This window comes from Fictibacillus arsenicus (genome assembly GCF_001642935.1).
Taxonomy (GTDB): domain Bacteria; phylum Bacillota; class Bacilli; order Bacillales; family Fictibacillaceae; genus Fictibacillus; species Fictibacillus arsenicus_B.
In genome coordinates this window covers 1982139-1998666 of sequence record NZ_CP016761.1, presented here as the reverse complement: position 1 = coordinate 1998666, position 16528 = coordinate 1982139, and the positions used below count along the sequence as shown (strand labels likewise).

Here is a 16528-nt window from a genome sequence, read left to right as displayed (position 1 = left end):
AAAATAATCAAAAACTACTAAAATGTATAACCAAAAATATAACCAAATCAAATTACCAATATATCTATTTCAACCCCCTTTTTGGTATAGTAAATGTATCTGTTTCACCTAACACTATTTCTTTATTTTTGCCGAATTCTTCAGGGACATTCAATCATTAACCTTCCGTTTTCAAAAAAGATAATGAAAGTTGAGTTTTCTTTGGTATTAAAATCTTTTACGACTTGTCCAATAAAATAAGCAAAGTCTATCTCATTCAATTTAACCATTTATCATCCTCACTAGATTACCTTTATTTTACGCTCCGTTCTAAATATCAATATAAAGTGCATTTCTCCTTCTTGAAGAAATGCACCCTTTTCTTGAAGACTTGCATGGAAATAATTCTTTTTAGCTGCCTTTAATTTAAGCGATGTTAATTTATTTTAGAATAAATACAAGTGTCAGTCAGCTTGCTGCCATCTGCGGATAGATCCTCATTCCTTAAAGTACCTTCCAATATAAAACCAAGTTTTTCCGGTATAAAGCGACTCTTAAAGTTTCTTGATTCGCATCTTATTTCAATTCTCTTAAATGCGAGGTGATTTAATCCGAAGTTAGCTAACTCCTTTACTGCTTCCGTCATATATCCATTACCGCTATATTTTGTATTAATCCAGTATCCCATTTCACATTTTGGAATGTCCCAGTCAATCCTATGAAGGCTCGCCGTTCCAATTAAGTCCTTGCCGCCACCTTTATCAAAGATAAGAAAACGAAAACTTTCCCTTTTTAAAAAATTTATATGAGCATTCCTTAACATGATCTCTGCTTCTTCAACAGTAGGAGTTTCTTGGAAAAGTGACAACCACGCTTTTAATTCATAAAAGGAATCTCTAATTGCTTCATACACAATTTCTCCGTCTCCAGTTTGATGTGGTGCTCGAAGAATTAGCCTTTCAGTTTCTAATTGTAAAGGAATATCTAATAACAAAGGGTTCATCTGATTATCCCTCTCCTTGATTATTTTAGATTAATAATGAAAAGCAGTAAGAGTATTTCTCCTTCTTAAAGATATGCACCCGATAGTTTATGAGAAATCTTTAAAGTTGGAGTTCTAAATCGTTTAAAGTCCCATTCAATATTTATCTGATTTTCTCCGCCAACTCTAAAATAATTCCCTCTGGACCACGAACGTAGCATAACTTATAACTTTCTTCATATTGCAAAATCTCACTAAAGATTTCCGTCCCCTTCTTTTTCAACTTTGCAATAATAGCTTCAATATCTTCAACAGCAAAGCAAATATGTCGGATACCCAGCGTATTTGCAAAAGTTTGCTGAATATCTATTTCATCAGACGGCGTATAAAATTTGACTAGTTCTATCCATGCTGAACCATCTGGCATCCCCAACCCTACACATGTCGTTTTAACATTTTTAAGCCCAACTATTCTGTCCAACTGTTCTCCTTCTATTTCCCATTCGGCTTTCACTTCAAGTCCTAAATCAAGAAAAAACTCTTTAGCCTTTGAAAGATCGTTTACGTTAATACTCACATGATCTATTCTATTGATCTTCATATCTCATACTCCTATGTTAATTCAAATTTGCTTAAAACATAAAAAATATCCTTATTCAACAAATCTGCTCGTTTGTTTAAATAAGTTCCATAAAAAAAGCGTTAATCCTTTTGAGATTAACGCATCCTTTAATGAAATAACAAAGGCTTAAGTGCATTTGTATGCTTAGCCGAAAGGACCAAATTATTATCTTTATTCATTTCTTAGCAAATTGCTTTTTAGGAAACTCAAAACCTATCGTTAAATCATTCTTTAATATGAGCATAGCATCGAACTTTCTCTTCTCTTTCGCTTTTGGCTTGAATCCTTTAATGACATTTGTTTTGCCTTTCGTGCACAAATCCTTCACCTGTTTCTCAGTAATATTTTTACTAAGTAATTTTCCTGGAAAGGTTTGTTTGCAACCATTCGCATATTCTGAGCAGCTATAGTATGAACGATTCACGCTGATGCTTCCTTTTTTACAACGAGGACATAGAGCGATCGGATTCTGATTCACTTTCTTAACCACATCAATATTTTGCTGGATTGATTCTGCATTCAGTTGTCCAGGTACTTCTTCAATTAACTTATATAGGAATTTTGTTATACTTCCTAAAAAGGCTTGAGGTGTACCGTTTCCGTTTCCGATTTTCTTTAGATATGTTTCCCATTTGGCCGTCATAGAAGGGCTGGAAAGCAGGTTACCTTCTATCGACTGACATAAAATCTTCCCTTTTTCGGTAATATGAACTATGTTCTTTCTAACTTCGATGTATTGGTGTTTTTTTATGGTTTCGATGATTCCACTTCTTGTAGCTTCAGTACCTAAGCCTTCTACTTCATTTAATATTTCCATTTCTTCTTCATTTTCAACCGATTTTCCACACGTTTTCATCATGAAAATCAGTTGACCTTCCGTGTAGGGTTTCGGAGGGGTTGTCATTCCTTCTTTCATTTTGACGACACTCTTCACTTTTTCCCCTTTTTCAAGTTTAGGCAGAGCTTGTGTAGAAGCTTCATCTTTCTTAGCTGAGCTGTCTTTTGAACCATGATTAAACAGTTCCTTCCAACCTTTGCTGATTTCTGTTTTTCCTACCGTCTCAAAGTCTAAACCGTTCACATCCGTTGTTACTTTTGTTTCTTCATACACATAATCATGATGAAACATAGCTAAGGTTGTGTTTAATACTTCAAAGTAAATGTTTCTCTCTTCTGTTGATAACACTTGAATTTTTGCACGCGTTGGAACCTTTTTTGTCGGAACAATCGCATAGTGTTCTTGTACCTTTGATCCATCCACATACCTTTTACTAGGCCATTTAGAAGCTGTGGTAAAACGGTTCTCAATGAGATCTTGATAGCTTTCAAGATTAGCAGATAGATAGGCAAACTCATTTTCCGTTATGTACTGCGTGTCTGTTCTTGGGTAGGATAGAATTTTCTTATCGTACAATTTCTGAACCGTATCAAGAACCTTCTTCGGACTGTATTTCCACCGTTTATTTGCTGTTGCTTGCAAAGTGGAGAGAGCGTGCAGCTTAGGTGATTTGATTCGCATTTCCTTTTTTGACACGGCTTTAATGATGCCCGTATCTTTTCCAGTAATATTGTGCTGATTTAACAGCTGTTGAACTTCTTCTTGTTTTTCACTTTTAATTTTTGCTTTGCCTTTATACTTTCCGTTTGCTGCTGTAAAGTTCCCTTCAATTTCATAAAAAGGTTTTGGAACAAAATTCTCGATCTCGAGGTGTCTTTGGTAGATCAAGTACGTTGTTGGCGACTGCACCCTGCCAATGCTCAAGCTATCCATAAGCCCCTTTTGCTGTAAAAGTAAAGTATATAAACGACTTCCGTTCATACCAACGAGCCAATCTGAGATTTGACGTGTTTTTGCTTCAGAATAAAGCAATAAATCCTTCTCGTTATCATGAAGGTTAGAAAACCCTTTTTGAACCTCTTCCACTTCTAGAGAGTTAATCCAAAGCCGTTTAATGATTTTGCCTCTCACACCTGTCATATGGTAAATCGAATAAAAGATGTTCGAACCCTCACGATCAACATCACAACCGTTAATGATAATGTCAGCTTCTTTAAATAACCGTTTTACCGCGTTAAACTGTTCATATTTTCCTGAAGCTACTTTAAATTCATAACGTTCAGGCAAGATCGGTAATGAAGATAATCGCCAAGTTCCCCACTCTGGCTTATATTCTTTAGGTTGCTTCAGCTCTACCAAATGACCAATTCCCCATGTTATCACTGCGCCATTTGGAAATATGCTGCATGGATTTAACTCAATAAACGATTTATCTTTCTTTTTTATAGAAAAGGCGTCTGAATAAGCCTTAGCTTGTGATGGTTTTTCTGCTAGAATGACGACTTTGCTCATAGGACTTCACCTTTGTACTTGAATTTTTTACTAAAAAGAAAAATAAGGGAAGCTATGCACTACCCTTATTACACATTTCTTTTTGATTAGTTATATACCTTCATTTGGAATAAGCATTAATTCGTTCGATCCATTAATGTCCATTAGGGTACTGTATGGTTAAAGATTCTCTTAACCAATCTCGGTTTGTAGCACTTAACTTTGGTAGTACGTTATTTAAATCAACAACATCTTTCTCCCTAATTAACGAACTTCCACCCTTATATAGAAGCTGAATTTCTGGTCTTACGTAAGGAACTCCTGCAGAAGTTTTCAATCTGATATCAGTGAGTTTACTTCTTATTGTACCATTTCGTTTGCAAACCCAATAATCATCCTCTGATTCTATGAGCAAAATCTGGAAGGCACAAGAATAGTTCTCCTTTTTTCTTTACCTATATATTGGAACTGCCTAGCCATTACCAGAGTGATGTTACCATCCTCAATTTAAAACTAGGAACATTTCGCACCGCAATCCTGCTACGTTCAATAAGTTCCATAAAAAAAGCGTTAATCCTTCTTAGATCAACGCCCCCTATAATGGAATAACGAGCACAATAAAACTTTAAAATTGCGCCCTATTGTTGAATATCGTAGATCCTTGATAAAAATTATCAGTAACTCATTTGTGGTATACATCACCGTATCGCTTTTTACGCAAATTTTTCGATGGATTACTCAACTATTGCGTCCGATAACTGATGACTTAAACTCGAGGTTGCACGTGAACAATTCTTCCGATTCAGAAAGATCTGCACAGTCATTTTCCTCCCTGCAAAACAAAAAAGCATCTGAAGTGAGTTGAAAATCTTTCCTAAGATGCGTGGCAGCTGCGTTTTCTTACCCAACTTGGCATGGATACATTGACCCGACTCGTAAATCGAAAAATTGATGTTAGATTTCTGCGAGAAATCTTTCAGCGAAGAAACGTTTAGAATTAAACGTAATCGGCTGCCCGCTTTAGAAGCAAGGCACGCTCTTGTTCATTCTGTGTAAGCGATGCTGCAAGCTTGAACTCAGCGCATGCTTCCTCATTTCTCTCCAGCTTTGCAAGCAAGTCGCCACGAACCGCTGGCAATAAGTGATACTTTTTCAAGGATGGTTCGTCTTCCAATGCATTCACGATCTCCAGCCCAGCGACCGGTCCATAAGCCATGGAAATAGCAACAGCGCGGTTCAATTCCACTATGGGAGATGGTGCCACCTGAGCAAGGGCATCGTATAGTGCGGAAATTTCTTGCCAATCCGTTTCCGATGCCGTTCGTGCCTTGGCGTGACAAGCAGCTATACATGCTTGCAGTGAGTACGGACCATAGGCACCGCCGATTTGCTCAATCCGCTTAAGCGCCGAACAGCCGCGGTGAATCAAAAGATCATCCCAAAGAGCCCGATTCTGATCCTGAAGCAATATCGGCTCTCCCGATTGGCCAATGCGCGCTTTGAAACGTGACGCCTGGATTTCCATGAGAGCAATCAGGCCGTGTACTTCCGATTCCTCAGGGAGAATTTCCGCCAGAATCCGGCCAAGACGAATGGCTTCACTGCACAGCGTTGGACGAATCCAGTTCTCACCACCAGTTGCGGCATATCCTTCATTAAACATGAGATAGATCACATCCAGAACTGATGACATCCGGTGGGAAAGCTCAAGTCCACAGGGAACTTCAAAAGGTACCTTTGAAGCAGAAAGTGTACGCTTAGCTCTGACGATTCGTTGTGCAATGGTTGATTCAGACACAAGAAAAGCTTGCGCAATTTCATCTGTCTTTAAGCCGCATAACAATTTAAGCGTTAGAGCGACTCGAGCTTCCCTGGAAAGTACCGGATGACAAGTGGTGAAGATAAGACGCAGGAGATCGTCATTGATCTCCTCATCAATTGAATCATAATCCGTTTTTATTTTGAATTCCATGTTGCGGCCGATTTCCTCATATTTTTGATCACGTAATTTGTTTCGACGCAGAAGATTAATCGCCCGACGTTTAGCAACAGTCATGAGCCAGGCTCCCGGTTTTTCCGGTATGCCTAACTCCGGCCATTTTTCAAGTGCAATGGCCAACGTATCTTGCGCTAAATCCTCTGCAATACTGACATCTTGAATAATTCGGGCAACACCGGCTATAATTCTGGCTGATTCGACGGTCCAGATTCCTTCAATGGTACGATGGGTTCTATAGGTTGTCACTATGGTCTTCTTTACTCTGATTTCTCGTGTAATTCAGCTTCTTTTGCCAACATTTCGGTCAGCTCCGGCGCCTCATATACTTGACGCAATTCAATCTGACCTTCCCCATGTCCCATCGGGTCCGGCATCCGCATGGCCCACTCGATGGCTTCTTCCCTCGATTTCACATCAATCAGAATGAACCCGGCAATCAATTCTTTCGTTTCCGTAAATGGGCCATCCGTAACCACCGGCTTTTCCCCTGGTTTAGGATACGAAATGCGAATTCCATTTGAACTTGGATGAAGTCCTTTAGCCGCAACCCGCACGCCTGCCTTAACTAATTCCTCATTGTACTTCCTCATGGCTTCATTGAGCTCTGAGCTCGGGCGATTTCCGCCTTCCGAATTCTTCGAGGCTTTGACAATCAGCATAAATAGCATAAAAAATTCCTCCTTCTATTTAGAGGCAAATCCCCTAATTGACCTCTTTATAAATACAACGAACGGGAAACATCAAAATCGACACAATAAATAAAAAATCTTAAAAAACCTTTCAAAATTATCAAAATTATCTATATAAAAATAGGACAAGAGAGTAGTATTTGATACATAATAGATTAGCTTTTATTTGACAGAATAGCTTATAAAGATCATGATGGCCTCATTGTGAAACTTTTTGCTAAGATTTATACTGAATTTCGGATCGACGACACAATGTTGCGCTTAGTAGTCAATAATTCAATAAAAAGAGCACTTCTCCTTCCTAAAGAAATTCACCCTTTAATTGAATAAAATGTTAATTGGTTTACTTCGAATATAATTGTATATATATCTGCTACATTATTAAAGTTAAAAAAATATATTGAAAACGAGGTGATAGAAAATGTTGATGAAAAATGAAAAAGTTAAAAGCTACATGATAACAGCAGCTATTTTGAGAAAAGGTTAAAGATGAACAATTAGCGAGTCAAGAATCATTTAAATCATTTGTGAAAAGTATTACTTCGCTTGAGAAAGATGTAACGAACGAAGTAAAAGAATTTGAACGTCAAGTTCAGTTAGTTAAAGATGGGACTGGGAACAATAAAGATCTATATGATCAAGAGAGTTATGCTAGAGCTGCTGCAAGTGAAGCAAATTCATTGATATGGGATCTACAAATACCTTCCAATTTACCAAAAGATGTGAAAAAGGATTTAGAAAATGCGTTAGCTAGTGCTAGAGATGTTTATCTCGTGAGAGGATTAGCAATGGAATCAACGATAAAAAGCATAGAAAACCCAAAGGATATGTCTTTACAATTTGAATTTCAACGTTATAACAAAACAGTCGATAACGATGTTTCAATAATAACATCTTCTATTATTGCAGCAGGACAAAAGTTAAAACTCACTCCTGATGAAATCAATGCTTTATTGCATTAAAAAGTTCATAATTCCACCTGTCTTCATATCTCTTATTTAAGTAAACTGCCCTTTAGCTCAATAAGAAAAGGTGATCCTTCTTATTCAAGAATCGCACCCGATCGTAGAAGATATTGAAAAAAAAACTTCGAATAAGAAAAACATAGAGAGAATTTAATCTTCCTATGTTTTCATTCATATTATTTATCTGTTTGTTTTTGCTTCTTTTTCAAATACTCCGCACGTATTTTTTCAAGTTGCTTCTTTTTATCAAATTTGGCAGGCGTCTGTTTTTCATGAAACTTTGTCACAGCTACCTGACCTTTGTAATCCAATTGATATTTCCCCACTTTGTTCACCTACTTTTCTTATCTTTAAAGAGAATCTATTCAACAAATATAATATACCTTATTTTACTGAAGTAAACCTTATTACTTTATTAGTGTACTGCTAACTTTGCAAATATCAGTAAAAACATTAGAAACTTAGTAAAATTAATTAATCATTCTATTTAGAGGAGAATATCTTAAATTTATCTAAGGTTATTATTCCTCCTAATATAAGCGATTTGACTACGCCTTTAATTTAAAAAAAGTGCACTTCTCCTTCTTGAATGCACCCGATCGTAATATAAGGTTAGCCAGAATTTCTGGTTGACCTTTTTATGGAATAAGATTAACAGTAATAATCAATGTTTGTACTATATAAATCTCTATATAAAAAAGCCTTGGCATATTCCTACACCAAGGCTTTTCGTTATTTTACCGATTGAACCTTCTATCTCGAACTTGATTAGTTTTAGGTTTTCAAGTGTTTTTGTATCTTTTCAAATCATTGGTATAATGGGATACTTGATATTGTTTTATAATATTTCAAATTAAATAAAATAATTGTGGGTACTTTGTGGGTATTAAAAAAAAAACAGACCTTAAAAGTTTAACAACTACTCGAGAAAGTCGAGAACCCGCTTGATCACAAGTTTCGTCGCGTCAGCATCGTAAGATGGTAAACTGCTGTCGGTGAAGAGATGTTCCTTGCCTTCGTACAGAAAAAGTTCAGCGTGATTGTCCGACGCCACAAGCTCACGGGCCGCGTTGATGTCGCCGTCTTCAACGAAAAAAGGATCTGCACTCATGGCGTGAATTTGCACAGGCAAGTCGGCCGGCCACTGAGATTCGAACGCCGAGGTCGGGAGGCAGGCATGAAAAAACAGTGCGCCTCTTGCGCCTTCACGAGTTTGAGCGAGCTGCTGTGCTGCCGGGACACCGAGTGAAAAACCAGCATAGACGACATCGCGTGAAAGCTCGCTGGCTGCCCGAACGCCGCGCGCCGTCACTTCTTCAAATCCTATTTCCTTAACAAACACCAAGCCTTCCTCCAGCGTGGAAAACATGCGGCCGTCAAATAAATCTGGCACGTGTACAGTATGTCCCGCATCTCTCAGTTGATCGGCGATTGCTTCAATCCCCTTCGTTCGGCCTAAAACATGGTGTAACAACAAAACTTCTGCCATCGTTTTTTCCTCCAATTTAATGAATTTCATAAGTCTAAGTTTCGACAAGAAAGCCTGTTTGACCTGCCAGAACTTTACGCTTTAAAAATATCTACCTTAATAAAACCTACCCCTTGCTTATTCAATAATTTGTAGAGTAGAGAACTGATAATTTCTCTTTACGAATGTTAGAAGCTTTTCCAACATCCGAAACCGTCTTACAAGCAAGTGAAGCCGAATTGAAAGATACAATCGCTTCGTTATGTAGGAGCCGTTCAGAGAAATGGGCAGTAGACAAAGCTCAGAAATTAAGAGAAGCCGCATTACGTAATCCTTTTCAGAACAACTTATATGAGAGTCTTATTTTTAATCTCAAGATGCTCATTAACATCGTTCTTCAATACGAAGAGCATCTATCCATGTTAGCAGCAGAAATAGATGCTCTCGCGAAAGAAATTGAAGAATATAAAATTATCCAATCTATCCCTGGTATTGGAGAAAAGATTGCAGCAACAATCATTTCAGAGATTGGCGAGATAGAAAGGTTTAATCACCCTAAGAAGTTGGTTGCGTTCGCAGGAGTAGACCCTATTGTCTATTCTTCAGATAGATTTACTGCATCCGTTAACCGCATCACCAAGCGTGGATCCAGTAGATTAAGACTAGCCTTGTATTTGGCTGTCAGATGTGGCATCCGAGATGCACGAAAGCAAAAAACAACCGATGAAATCATCCCTAGAAACAAGAAACTGCGTGAATTCTATGATAAGAAACGCGACGAAGGCAAACCCTTTAGAGTAGCCGTTATTGCATGTGTAAATAAGCTCTTACACTGGATCTATGCCCTTTTAAAAAGCAGAACGACTTACCAAGATATAGTTTGATCTCTACATCTATCCACTAAAAGAAAAACCTTCCAAGATAGAAATATCGGAAGGTTATTTGTCATGGACAAAATTAGTATATCATGAATAAACATAGGCTTTTAATGAAAAATGTTGACAAACTATTAGCTGGTTTTATGGAATAAAATATCTTTGAAAATGATGCCCTAAATTAATAATAAAGCTGCCTAGTTGGCAGCTGGATGTTAGCTTTTCCCCTTGAAGAAGAAAAGGAACTTTATAGATTCATTTAGTCAAATAGCATTACACTTTTGCCTTGTTAAGAACCTTTTCGATAAATCTTAGTGTTTCATCGATGATGAGCTGCTGATCGTAATCAAGTGTTGCAACATGATAGCTATTTTTCAATTGTACAATCTGTTTTTCGGAGGATGAAATTTGATCATAAATGACTTGAGAGTTATCAGGCGGAACAACATGATCTTCGGTTGATACCAAAATCAATGCTGGGCATGTGATAGAATGAAGATTGTCTTTTACGTTTTTCATCAACTCCACAATTTCTATCACGGATCGAACTGGGGTCTTTTCGTACGCCAGTTCAGTTACTTCCGGATCTTTTATATCAGATCCGATTGCATCCAAAAATCGGTCATTAGATAGTTGCATTGCTTCCATGTCGGGAATTTCGATCGCTGCGTTTATCGGAATAACTGCCATGATTTCGGGATATTTTTCTGCTAAAAATAACGTAAGTGTTCCACCCATGGAAAGACCGGTGACAAAAATAGTGTCGCAACGCTCTTTCAGCCACTGATAGCCTTCTTCAATGGAAGCGATCCAATCTTCATGTGTTGTCATTTCCATGTCCTCATAGTGAGTTCCATGCCCCTTAAGCCTTGGGCCGCAAACGGTGTATCCTGCTTTTGCAAATGCCTTACCGAGCGGGCGCATACTTTGGGTTGAACCAGTAAAACCGTGAGAAATCAATATTCCCACCTTGTTCCCTTCTAAGTAAATAGGTTGAGCTTCTTCCATAACTGGATACTTCTCTGTCATGCTGATTCCTCCAATCGTTTTTAACATCAATGTTATGTACTAATTCGATGAATTGGATTAATCACCTGCAAAGTGAAGATAGAAGAAGTTTTCGAATTAATTTTTGAACTTATTTATCCAAAATTTAAAGGATTGAAGAATGTGAAAGATAAAAGAAAACCCTTCACTTAATACCAATTTTTTCAAATCAATAATTGTAACTCAATGAATTATTTCATAAAAAAGAGGCTTACCCTACTCTGGATATGCCCCCTTTTGTTGAATATTAAACAATGATTTCCGTGGTACTATTTCATCTCTTTTTATCATCTTTTCGTCATTAATTAATTTTGATAAAACAAAACCCACCTCTCTTTCAAACCCATTCCTTTTGGGGAGTTCTTATTGATGTTCTCCGACCTTACTTTTTTCCACCCTCCCATGTGATGATGATTGCAAGTGCTATCGCAGGTGCCTTTATGGGATATGCAGCCACTTCTAGGAAGATGTCGAGAAATTGCAGAGGATTGCTAGAGATGAATATACTTTTATCACCTTATTTTATCCAATCTGGAACTGACCCTTTTCATTAGTTCTGGTAATTAAGCTTTATCCAGCTTGACCAGTGTATTAAGCATAATTTCTGCCCCTGCTTTTACATCTTCTTTTGCAGTAAATTCTTTTGGATTGTGGCTCAATCCGTCTTTGGAACGAACAAAAATCATACCTAATGGAAAGATATCCTTAAATTGCATCGCATCATGGCCTGCACCGCTTGGCAACCATATAACGGGATAGTCCAGTTCATAAACGCTTTGTTTAATCGCATTTTGAATATCCTGCGAACATAAAACGGGTGAAACTCTTTGAAGCTCTTCAATCGTCATTTTAATATTTCGTTCATTTACTATTTTTGCAGCATAGTCTTTGATTTCCTTCTCCAGGCAATCTCTCAATTGTTCATTGATGTCCCGGATATCCACTGTAAATTCAACAGCACCCGGAATCACATTAACACCTCCAGGGGTCACAGATAAAGAACCTACAGTTGCTACGGCATCGGAATATTTTGATGCTATTTTCTCTATTTCAGAAATGATCAGGCTTGCAGCTACTAAAGGGTCTTTTCGTTGGCCCATCGGAGTTGCTCCGGCATGCTCTGCTTCACCAGCTAATTTGAATTTTAACCATAAGGGACCTGCAATTCCAGTTACAATGCCTACAGGTGTATGATGGTTTTCTAATACTTTTCCCTGTTCGATATGAAGCTCTAAGTACACTTTCACATTATCTATCTTAGAGGAATGAATGTTTTTGGGTTCAAATCCTTGTTCTATCAATGCTTCACGTATTGAAATACCTTCAACATCTTTCATATCTAAGTCTTGATCCGTTAAAGTCCCGGCTACTGCTCGGCTTCCAATCATACCAAATCCAAATCGGGAACCTTCTTCGTCTTTAAACGCAATGACCTTAACAGGATGCTTCAATGTGATGTTTTGGTCTTGAAGGGAATGCATCACTTCAATCGCTGTTAATACACCTAAACTTCCATCAAACTTTCCTCCGTTAGGCACTGTATCGATATGGGAACCTAGTAAAATAGCAGATAATCCTTCTGTTCCATACTTAGTTCCTATTAAATTGCCAACAGTATCGTAGGAAACGTCTAAGCCAGCGAGCTGCATATAGCTTTTTACAAGCTCGTTTGCGTCGTGTTCAGCAGGTGTGTAAGAAAAACGTGTAACACCATTATCCGGGGTTCGCCCGATGTTGGACAGTTCTTCAATTCGATCCCATAGACGATCGATATTAATCATTTTCTATCTCCTTTAATTTGAAATTAAAGTGGCACACGCCTTCTTTTAAGACGTATTGGTCATGTTCAACTTCAAATCTCGGATTATAGCCTTTCGCTACTGCAGGATCGATCATCTGACAATATAAAATTCCGTATTCGTGCAAATTATCATCAGCCCATTGCTGGCCAAAAGGACATTGTGTAAAGGTTTGCTCAATTACTTCAGGTTTAAATATGTTTTCATATTCAAATAGATCACTGCGGCCCATATCATAGTTTGATAGGTAATTGTCGATGGTATTAGGTTTGCCAAGATGTTTGGCTCTTTGGGCAATGCCTTTTCCGCGCTCTTCTCCAAATGTTCTTACACCTTCTTTTATGGAATTCCGGCCCTCTTCCCCATATACATCAACAACGGCTTTGGTGACTTGAGCAAAAAGCTTTGCCATTAAGCCATAAATAGTCGTATCACCATATTTGTTCACACTATCAAAATTACCAGGAATGTAGTTATTTAAAACATGATCCTCACCTTCTTGTGTAGCTTGCTGGGCAATGTCATAGGCATCTTTATATCCGAAGTTTTCAACACCGTTTTGCAGTAGCTTTTTACCTTCAGTTCCAAAGGCTGAAGTCACTGATTTTTCTATATGTGTAAATAACTTTGCTGTAATGGTATACATTGATAATGGCGGTAGCGGGGTCTTATTTGTGTCCATTACGAACACTCCTCATCTTGGTTGATTTTTTTCATTATATACCTTAAATTTAATATATTCAATTCCCATAAGTTTTATCGGGATTGAAGGTTTATAAAAAGGGAAAAGGGGCAAAAAATCATGATTGATGCAGGAAATTATATTGTATTTTTTGAGGTAGCCATCTACCTTTCAGCCATGCTGGGAATTGGATTTTATTTTGGCAAAAAAGATCTGGATCATAGTGACTACTTCTTAGGCGGAAACAAATTACCCGGATGGGCATTAGCTTTTTCAGAAAGAGCGACGGGAGAATCTGCCTATATGTTTTTAGGGGCAGTCGGTTTTATTTATGTTACGGGTTTATCCGGCATATGGATTCTGTTTGGCATGTTTTTTGGGGTCGTTGTTTCGTGGCTGTTCCTGGCTGAAAGATTCATGAGCGAGAGAAAAAAATACAATGTATACACGCTTTCGGATTATTTAGCTGTTAAATATCCTAAACATAGCCATATCATTAGATGGATCTCCAGCCTCATTATTGGGGTCTTCTTTATTTTTTACATATCCGGACAATTTGCGGGTACTGGGAAAACCTTATACTCGATTTCCGGTGTTGACGTTACGTGGGGTACGATCATTATTTCGGTCATTATTATTGCCTACTCCTGTATGGGAGGATTTATGTCTGTTGTTTGGACAGATGTAGTTCAAAGCTTCCTAATGGTCGCTACTTTTATCGTTGTGCCTATTGTTGCTTATATAGAAATACAATCTCAAAACCTTTCTATCTCTCAGTCTCTTATAGATATGGACAATGGGGGAAATAGCTGGATCGGGGGATTATCAGGTGTTGGTTTAGGTGTGATGTTATTTGCTAATTTTTCCTGGTTTTTTGGATGGCTCGGGGGACAGCCTCAATTAAGTTCCAGGTTTATGGCTTTAACTGATGAAAAAGAAGTAAAAACTGCCAAAGTTGTAGCATTGGCGTGGACGCTGGTTGTTTACCTGGGTGCTTTTTTGGTTGGAATATTTGGTAGTGCTTTATATAAACAAGGCACCGTAGCTGATTCCGAAATGATACTTCCTCATATGCTATCTGATTTGCTGCCGCCTTGGGCCACGGGCATTTTTATAGCGAGCATCCTTGCTGCTATTATGTCTACAGCTTCTTCGCAATTAATGGTCATTACAACGTCTGTTAGTGAAGATGTTATTCATAAATCATTAGGGATAAAATTAACGAGTAAATCTCTTGTGAAAATCAGCCGGATTACTGTCATTGTAGGAGGAGTGCTGGGACTCATTCTCGCATTGGTTTCGAAATCTCTTATCTATACCGTTGTAAGCTTTGCCTGGGCGGGTATTGGTAATACGTTCTCGGTAGCTATTCTATTGACCTTCTTTTGGAAAAGAACTTCAGGGGCTGGTATAGTAGCTGCCATTGTAACTGGTTTTATAAGCGCCATTGTTTGGGCAAGCACTCCATTGGAAGAAATAATCACTTCAAGAGCCAGCACTTTTTTTATTGCGCTTTTAGCCGGAGTTATTTTTAGTTTATTAATGCCTGATAAAAAAGTATACAAGTCTAACGTTAAAACAGAAACTGTATAAGGTAATAAACTTACATGATCATTGCAAAAAGCGCTTGGGATAACCAAGCGTTAATTTTTTTACACATCCATTTTCTTTTAAGCGGTACATATCCTATCCAGCATCGGTATTGACAATCAGGTGGTCAAGAACTTCTATCCCCATTATACGACCAACTCCAGCAAGACGTATCGTCACTTCGATATCTTCTCTAGATGGAGTTGTGTCTTGAGAAGGATGATGGTGACCAAAAGGATGATGGCTGCGCTGTTATTTAGGATTGCACTTTTGAATACATCGCTAGGATGGACAATGCTGGCATTGATTGAACCTCCCATAAAACCTGCAGAAACCTTTGCAGCGTTTTCTGGAGAACGGATGATGTATATTCGCCGTCCTTCCACCTCTGAAATAGTAAAAATTTCCTTAGAGATGAATGATCAGTTTTTGGTACCTGTTAGTGGTTGGATTTTAAGGTCATAATCGACTTTGACCTCCATCCGCTCCCATCTGTTTGACCATTCTTTCCCATTAAGAGGTTTTGAGAAAGGTCTCAAGGTATACTTTCTTAATTGTAAAGGGTCAACCTTATTCTCCTGAAGCTTTTTTAAAAACTTGGTAGTCTGTTTTTCTAAATACAATTCAATTTCCGACTCGAATCTTGAAAGTTCATCCCGGGTAAGCAATTTATGTGCCCGGGCAATCTCGTCAAGCCGTCCGTTCAATTGAACGTTGAGCTTCAGTTCAGAATATGTCTTGTCCATATACAATTGGACATTGGCTTTCACATGGCCTAGAACAAAAGATAAGTCACGGATCGGAAAATACTTTAAAAAGTGATCGTTGTCGATAAGCTGGTATATTTGCTCTTCTATGTTGTTCGTGGTTTCGATCAATTTGTCATTTTTAAAAATGCCAGTACCTTGGTATTGGAAATTTTCATCACTCGCTTCAAATACAGGCACTACGGGAGAATGCGCTGGTGAATGAAGCGTTTTCATGAATTGATGCAAATTTACAACAGTCAACTTCCCCTGATTATCGTAATGCTTGAACATCCGATAGAGATAATAATCTAGGTCTTCTTGCACTTCCAGTTGACTGTTGATGTACTCATCAAAATCCCCTCTGACAATGGCTAGATACAAACGTTTAGAAATATCAGGATCTGTCAAAATCGTATCAATCAATGGACTGATCCCTTCTTTTGCAATTTCTTCACTGATCAACAGCATCCGGAGTTGTCCAACTTTCAATTCTCTATAATACTTTAAATTGAAACCCTGCATACCTTCTTTTAATAAGTCGACTTGAACAGTCAAAAGGCGTTTCTTTTCTTTTACAAGGGGAGGTACTAAAGTGCTCATTCTGAAGTTCTCCCCCTCCCCTTTCTGAATCGACCAAAAAGTTACAGGTGCAATTTCTTCAATCAGATTTTCTTCTGCAATAGGCGAACATCCAGATAATACGATCATATTAACAAAAATGACGAAAAGTATTTTGGTATGTTTATGTTTCAT

General features: G+C 38.0%; 15 protein-coding genes and 1 pseudogene. 3 read left to right on the top strand and 13 right to left on the bottom strand.

What is annotated here, in order from left to right; translation table 11 throughout:
• Positions 1-415: 415 nt before the first annotated feature.
• The 5 genes from ABE41_RS10380 to ABE41_RS10355 all read right to left on the bottom strand — a co-directional run bounded on the left by ABE41_RS10380 (position 416) and on the right by ABE41_RS10355 (position 6579).
• A complete protein-coding gene (locus ABE41_RS10380; protein ID WP_066289757.1) occupies positions 416-982 on the bottom strand; it encodes a GNAT family N-acetyltransferase in 567 nt (188 codons plus the stop codon).
• A gap of 142 nt (positions 983-1124) precedes the next feature.
• Positions 1125-1562: a VOC family protein gene (locus ABE41_RS10375; RefSeq protein ID WP_066289754.1), complete on the bottom strand. Its 438-nt coding sequence runs from the start codon at positions 1560-1562 to the stop codon at positions 1125-1127.
• A gap of 196 nt (positions 1563-1758) precedes the next feature.
• Positions 1759-3933 (bottom strand): type IA DNA topoisomerase, encoded by a 2175-nt coding sequence (topB, locus tag ABE41_RS10370; protein ID WP_066289749.1) that lies wholly within the window; start codon positions 3931-3933, stop codon positions 1759-1761.
• Between the two features lie 976 nt (positions 3934-4909).
• Positions 4910-6157, bottom strand: coding sequence for an RNA polymerase sigma factor (locus ABE41_RS10360; RefSeq protein ID WP_066289744.1), 1248 nt, complete (start codon positions 6155-6157; stop codon positions 4910-4912).
• Positions 6158-6168: 11 nt separating this feature from the next.
• Complete coding sequence (locus ABE41_RS10355; protein ID WP_066289740.1) at positions 6169-6579, bottom strand: YciI family protein; 411 nt, start codon at positions 6577-6579, stop codon at positions 6169-6171.
• Positions 6580-7127: 548 nt separating this feature from the next.
• Here ABE41_RS10355 and ABE41_RS10350 point away from each other — a divergent pair.
• Complete coding sequence (locus tag ABE41_RS10350) at positions 7128-7562, top strand: hypothetical protein (RefSeq protein WP_066289738.1); 435 nt, start codon at positions 7128-7130, stop codon at positions 7560-7562.
• A 179-nt stretch (positions 7563-7741) separates the two neighbouring features.
• On the opposite strand, the gene ABE41_RS21235 is transcribed toward ABE41_RS10350, so the two are convergent.
• Both ABE41_RS21235 and ABE41_RS10345 read right to left on the bottom strand, forming a co-directional pair.
• Complete coding sequence (locus tag ABE41_RS21235) at positions 7742-7891, bottom strand: hypothetical protein (RefSeq protein ID WP_172827351.1); 150 nt, start codon at positions 7889-7891, stop codon at positions 7742-7744.
• 593 nt (positions 7892-8484) lie between these two features.
• Positions 8485-9054 carry a dienelactone hydrolase family protein gene (locus ABE41_RS10345; RefSeq protein WP_066289735.1) on the bottom strand — a complete coding sequence of 190 codons (570 nt, stop codon included), beginning with the start codon at positions 9052-9054 and terminating at the stop codon, positions 8485-8487.
• 155 nt (positions 9055-9209) lie between these two features.
• On the opposite strand from ABE41_RS10345, the pseudogene ABE41_RS10340 reads away from it, so the two are divergent.
• Positions 9210-9917, top strand: a pseudogene (locus ABE41_RS10340) (transposase); the annotation flags it as partial.
• A 264-nt stretch (positions 9918-10181) separates the two neighbouring features.
• On the opposite strand, the gene ABE41_RS10335 reads toward ABE41_RS10340, so the two are convergent.
• From ABE41_RS10335 to ABE41_RS10325, 3 genes are all read right to left on the bottom strand, one after another.
• On the bottom strand, positions 10182-10937 hold the full coding sequence (locus ABE41_RS10335) for an alpha/beta hydrolase (RefSeq protein ID WP_066289730.1): 756 nt from the start codon (positions 10935-10937) through the stop codon (positions 10182-10184).
• Between the two features lie 581 nt (positions 10938-11518).
• A complete protein-coding gene (locus ABE41_RS10330; protein WP_066289727.1) occupies positions 11519-12736 on the bottom strand; it encodes a Zn-dependent hydrolase in 1218 nt (405 codons plus the stop codon).
• On the bottom strand, positions 12729-13436 hold the full coding sequence (locus ABE41_RS10325; RefSeq protein ID WP_066289725.1) for an L-2-amino-thiazoline-4-carboxylic acid hydrolase: 708 nt from the start codon (positions 13434-13436) through the stop codon (positions 12729-12731). Before ABE41_RS10325 ends, ABE41_RS10330 begins: the two co-directional genes overlap by 8 nt.
• A gap of 120 nt (positions 13437-13556) precedes the next feature.
• Here ABE41_RS10325 and ABE41_RS10320 point away from each other — a divergent pair, with 120 nt between their 5' ends.
• Positions 13557-15029, top strand: coding sequence for a sodium/proline symporter (locus ABE41_RS10320; protein WP_066289720.1), 1473 nt, complete (start codon positions 13557-13559; stop codon positions 15027-15029).
• A 93-nt stretch (positions 15030-15122) separates the two neighbouring features.
• On the opposite strand, the gene ABE41_RS21545 is transcribed toward ABE41_RS10320, so the two are convergent.
• The 3 genes from ABE41_RS21545 to ABE41_RS10315 all read right to left on the bottom strand — a co-directional run bounded on the left by ABE41_RS21545 (position 15123) and on the right by ABE41_RS10315 (position 16528).
• Positions 15123-15206, bottom strand: a complete 84-nt coding sequence (locus ABE41_RS21545) for a hypothetical protein (protein WP_367642157.1) — start codon at positions 15204-15206, stop codon at positions 15123-15125.
• The gene (locus tag ABE41_RS21540; protein ID WP_367642150.1) at positions 15203-15346 is read right to left on the bottom strand and encodes a JAB domain-containing protein; all 144 of its coding nucleotides are present in this window, start codon (positions 15344-15346) and stop codon (positions 15203-15205) included. Before ABE41_RS21540 ends, ABE41_RS21545 begins: the two co-directional genes overlap by 4 nt.
• Positions 15347-15448: 102 nt before the next feature.
• Positions 15449-16528 carry a Ger(x)C family spore germination protein gene (locus ABE41_RS10315; protein ID WP_066289715.1) on the bottom strand — a complete coding sequence of 360 codons (1080 nt, stop codon included), beginning with the start codon at positions 16526-16528 and terminating at the stop codon, positions 15449-15451.

Excerpts from the sequence above, each read along its gene's own strand:
- ABE41_RS10330 (WP_066289727.1), bottom strand. The coding sequence starts at position 12,736 with ATGATTAATATCGATCGTCTATGGGATCGAATTGAAGAACTGTCCAAC.
- ABE41_RS10380 (WP_066289757.1), bottom strand. The coding sequence starts at position 982 with ATGAACCCTTTGTTATTAGATATTCCTTTACAATTAGAAACTGAAAGG.
- ABE41_RS10355 (WP_066289740.1), bottom strand. The coding sequence starts at position 6,579 with ATGCTATTTATGCTGATTGTCAAAGCCTCGAAGAATTCGGAAGGCGGA.
- ABE41_RS10325 (WP_066289725.1), bottom strand. The coding sequence starts at position 13,436 with ATGGACACAAATAAGACCCCGCTACCGCCATTATCAATGTATACCATT.
- ABE41_RS10335 (WP_066289730.1), bottom strand. The coding sequence starts at position 10,937 with ATGACAGAGAAGTATCCAGTTATGGAAGAAGCTCAACCTATTTACTTA.
- ABE41_RS10320 (WP_066289720.1), top strand. The coding sequence starts at position 13,557 with ATGATTGATGCAGGAAATTATATTGTATTTTTTGAGGTAGCCATCTAC.
- topB (WP_066289749.1), bottom strand. The coding sequence starts at position 3,933 with ATGAGCAAAGTCGTCATTCTAGCAGAAAAACCATCACAAGCTAAGGCT.
- ABE41_RS10375 (WP_066289754.1), bottom strand. The coding sequence starts at position 1,562 with ATGAAGATCAATAGAATAGATCATGTGAGTATTAACGTAAACGATCTT.
- ABE41_RS10345 (WP_066289735.1), bottom strand. The coding sequence starts at position 9,054 with ATGGCAGAAGTTTTGTTGTTACACCATGTTTTAGGCCGAACGAAGGGG.
- ABE41_RS21540 (WP_367642150.1), bottom strand. The coding sequence starts at position 15,346 with ATGGGAGGTTCAATCAATGCCAGCATTGTCCATCCTAGCGATGTATTC.
- ABE41_RS10315 (WP_066289715.1), bottom strand. The coding sequence starts at position 16,528 with ATGAAACATAAACATACCAAAATACTTTTCGTCATTTTTGTTAATATG.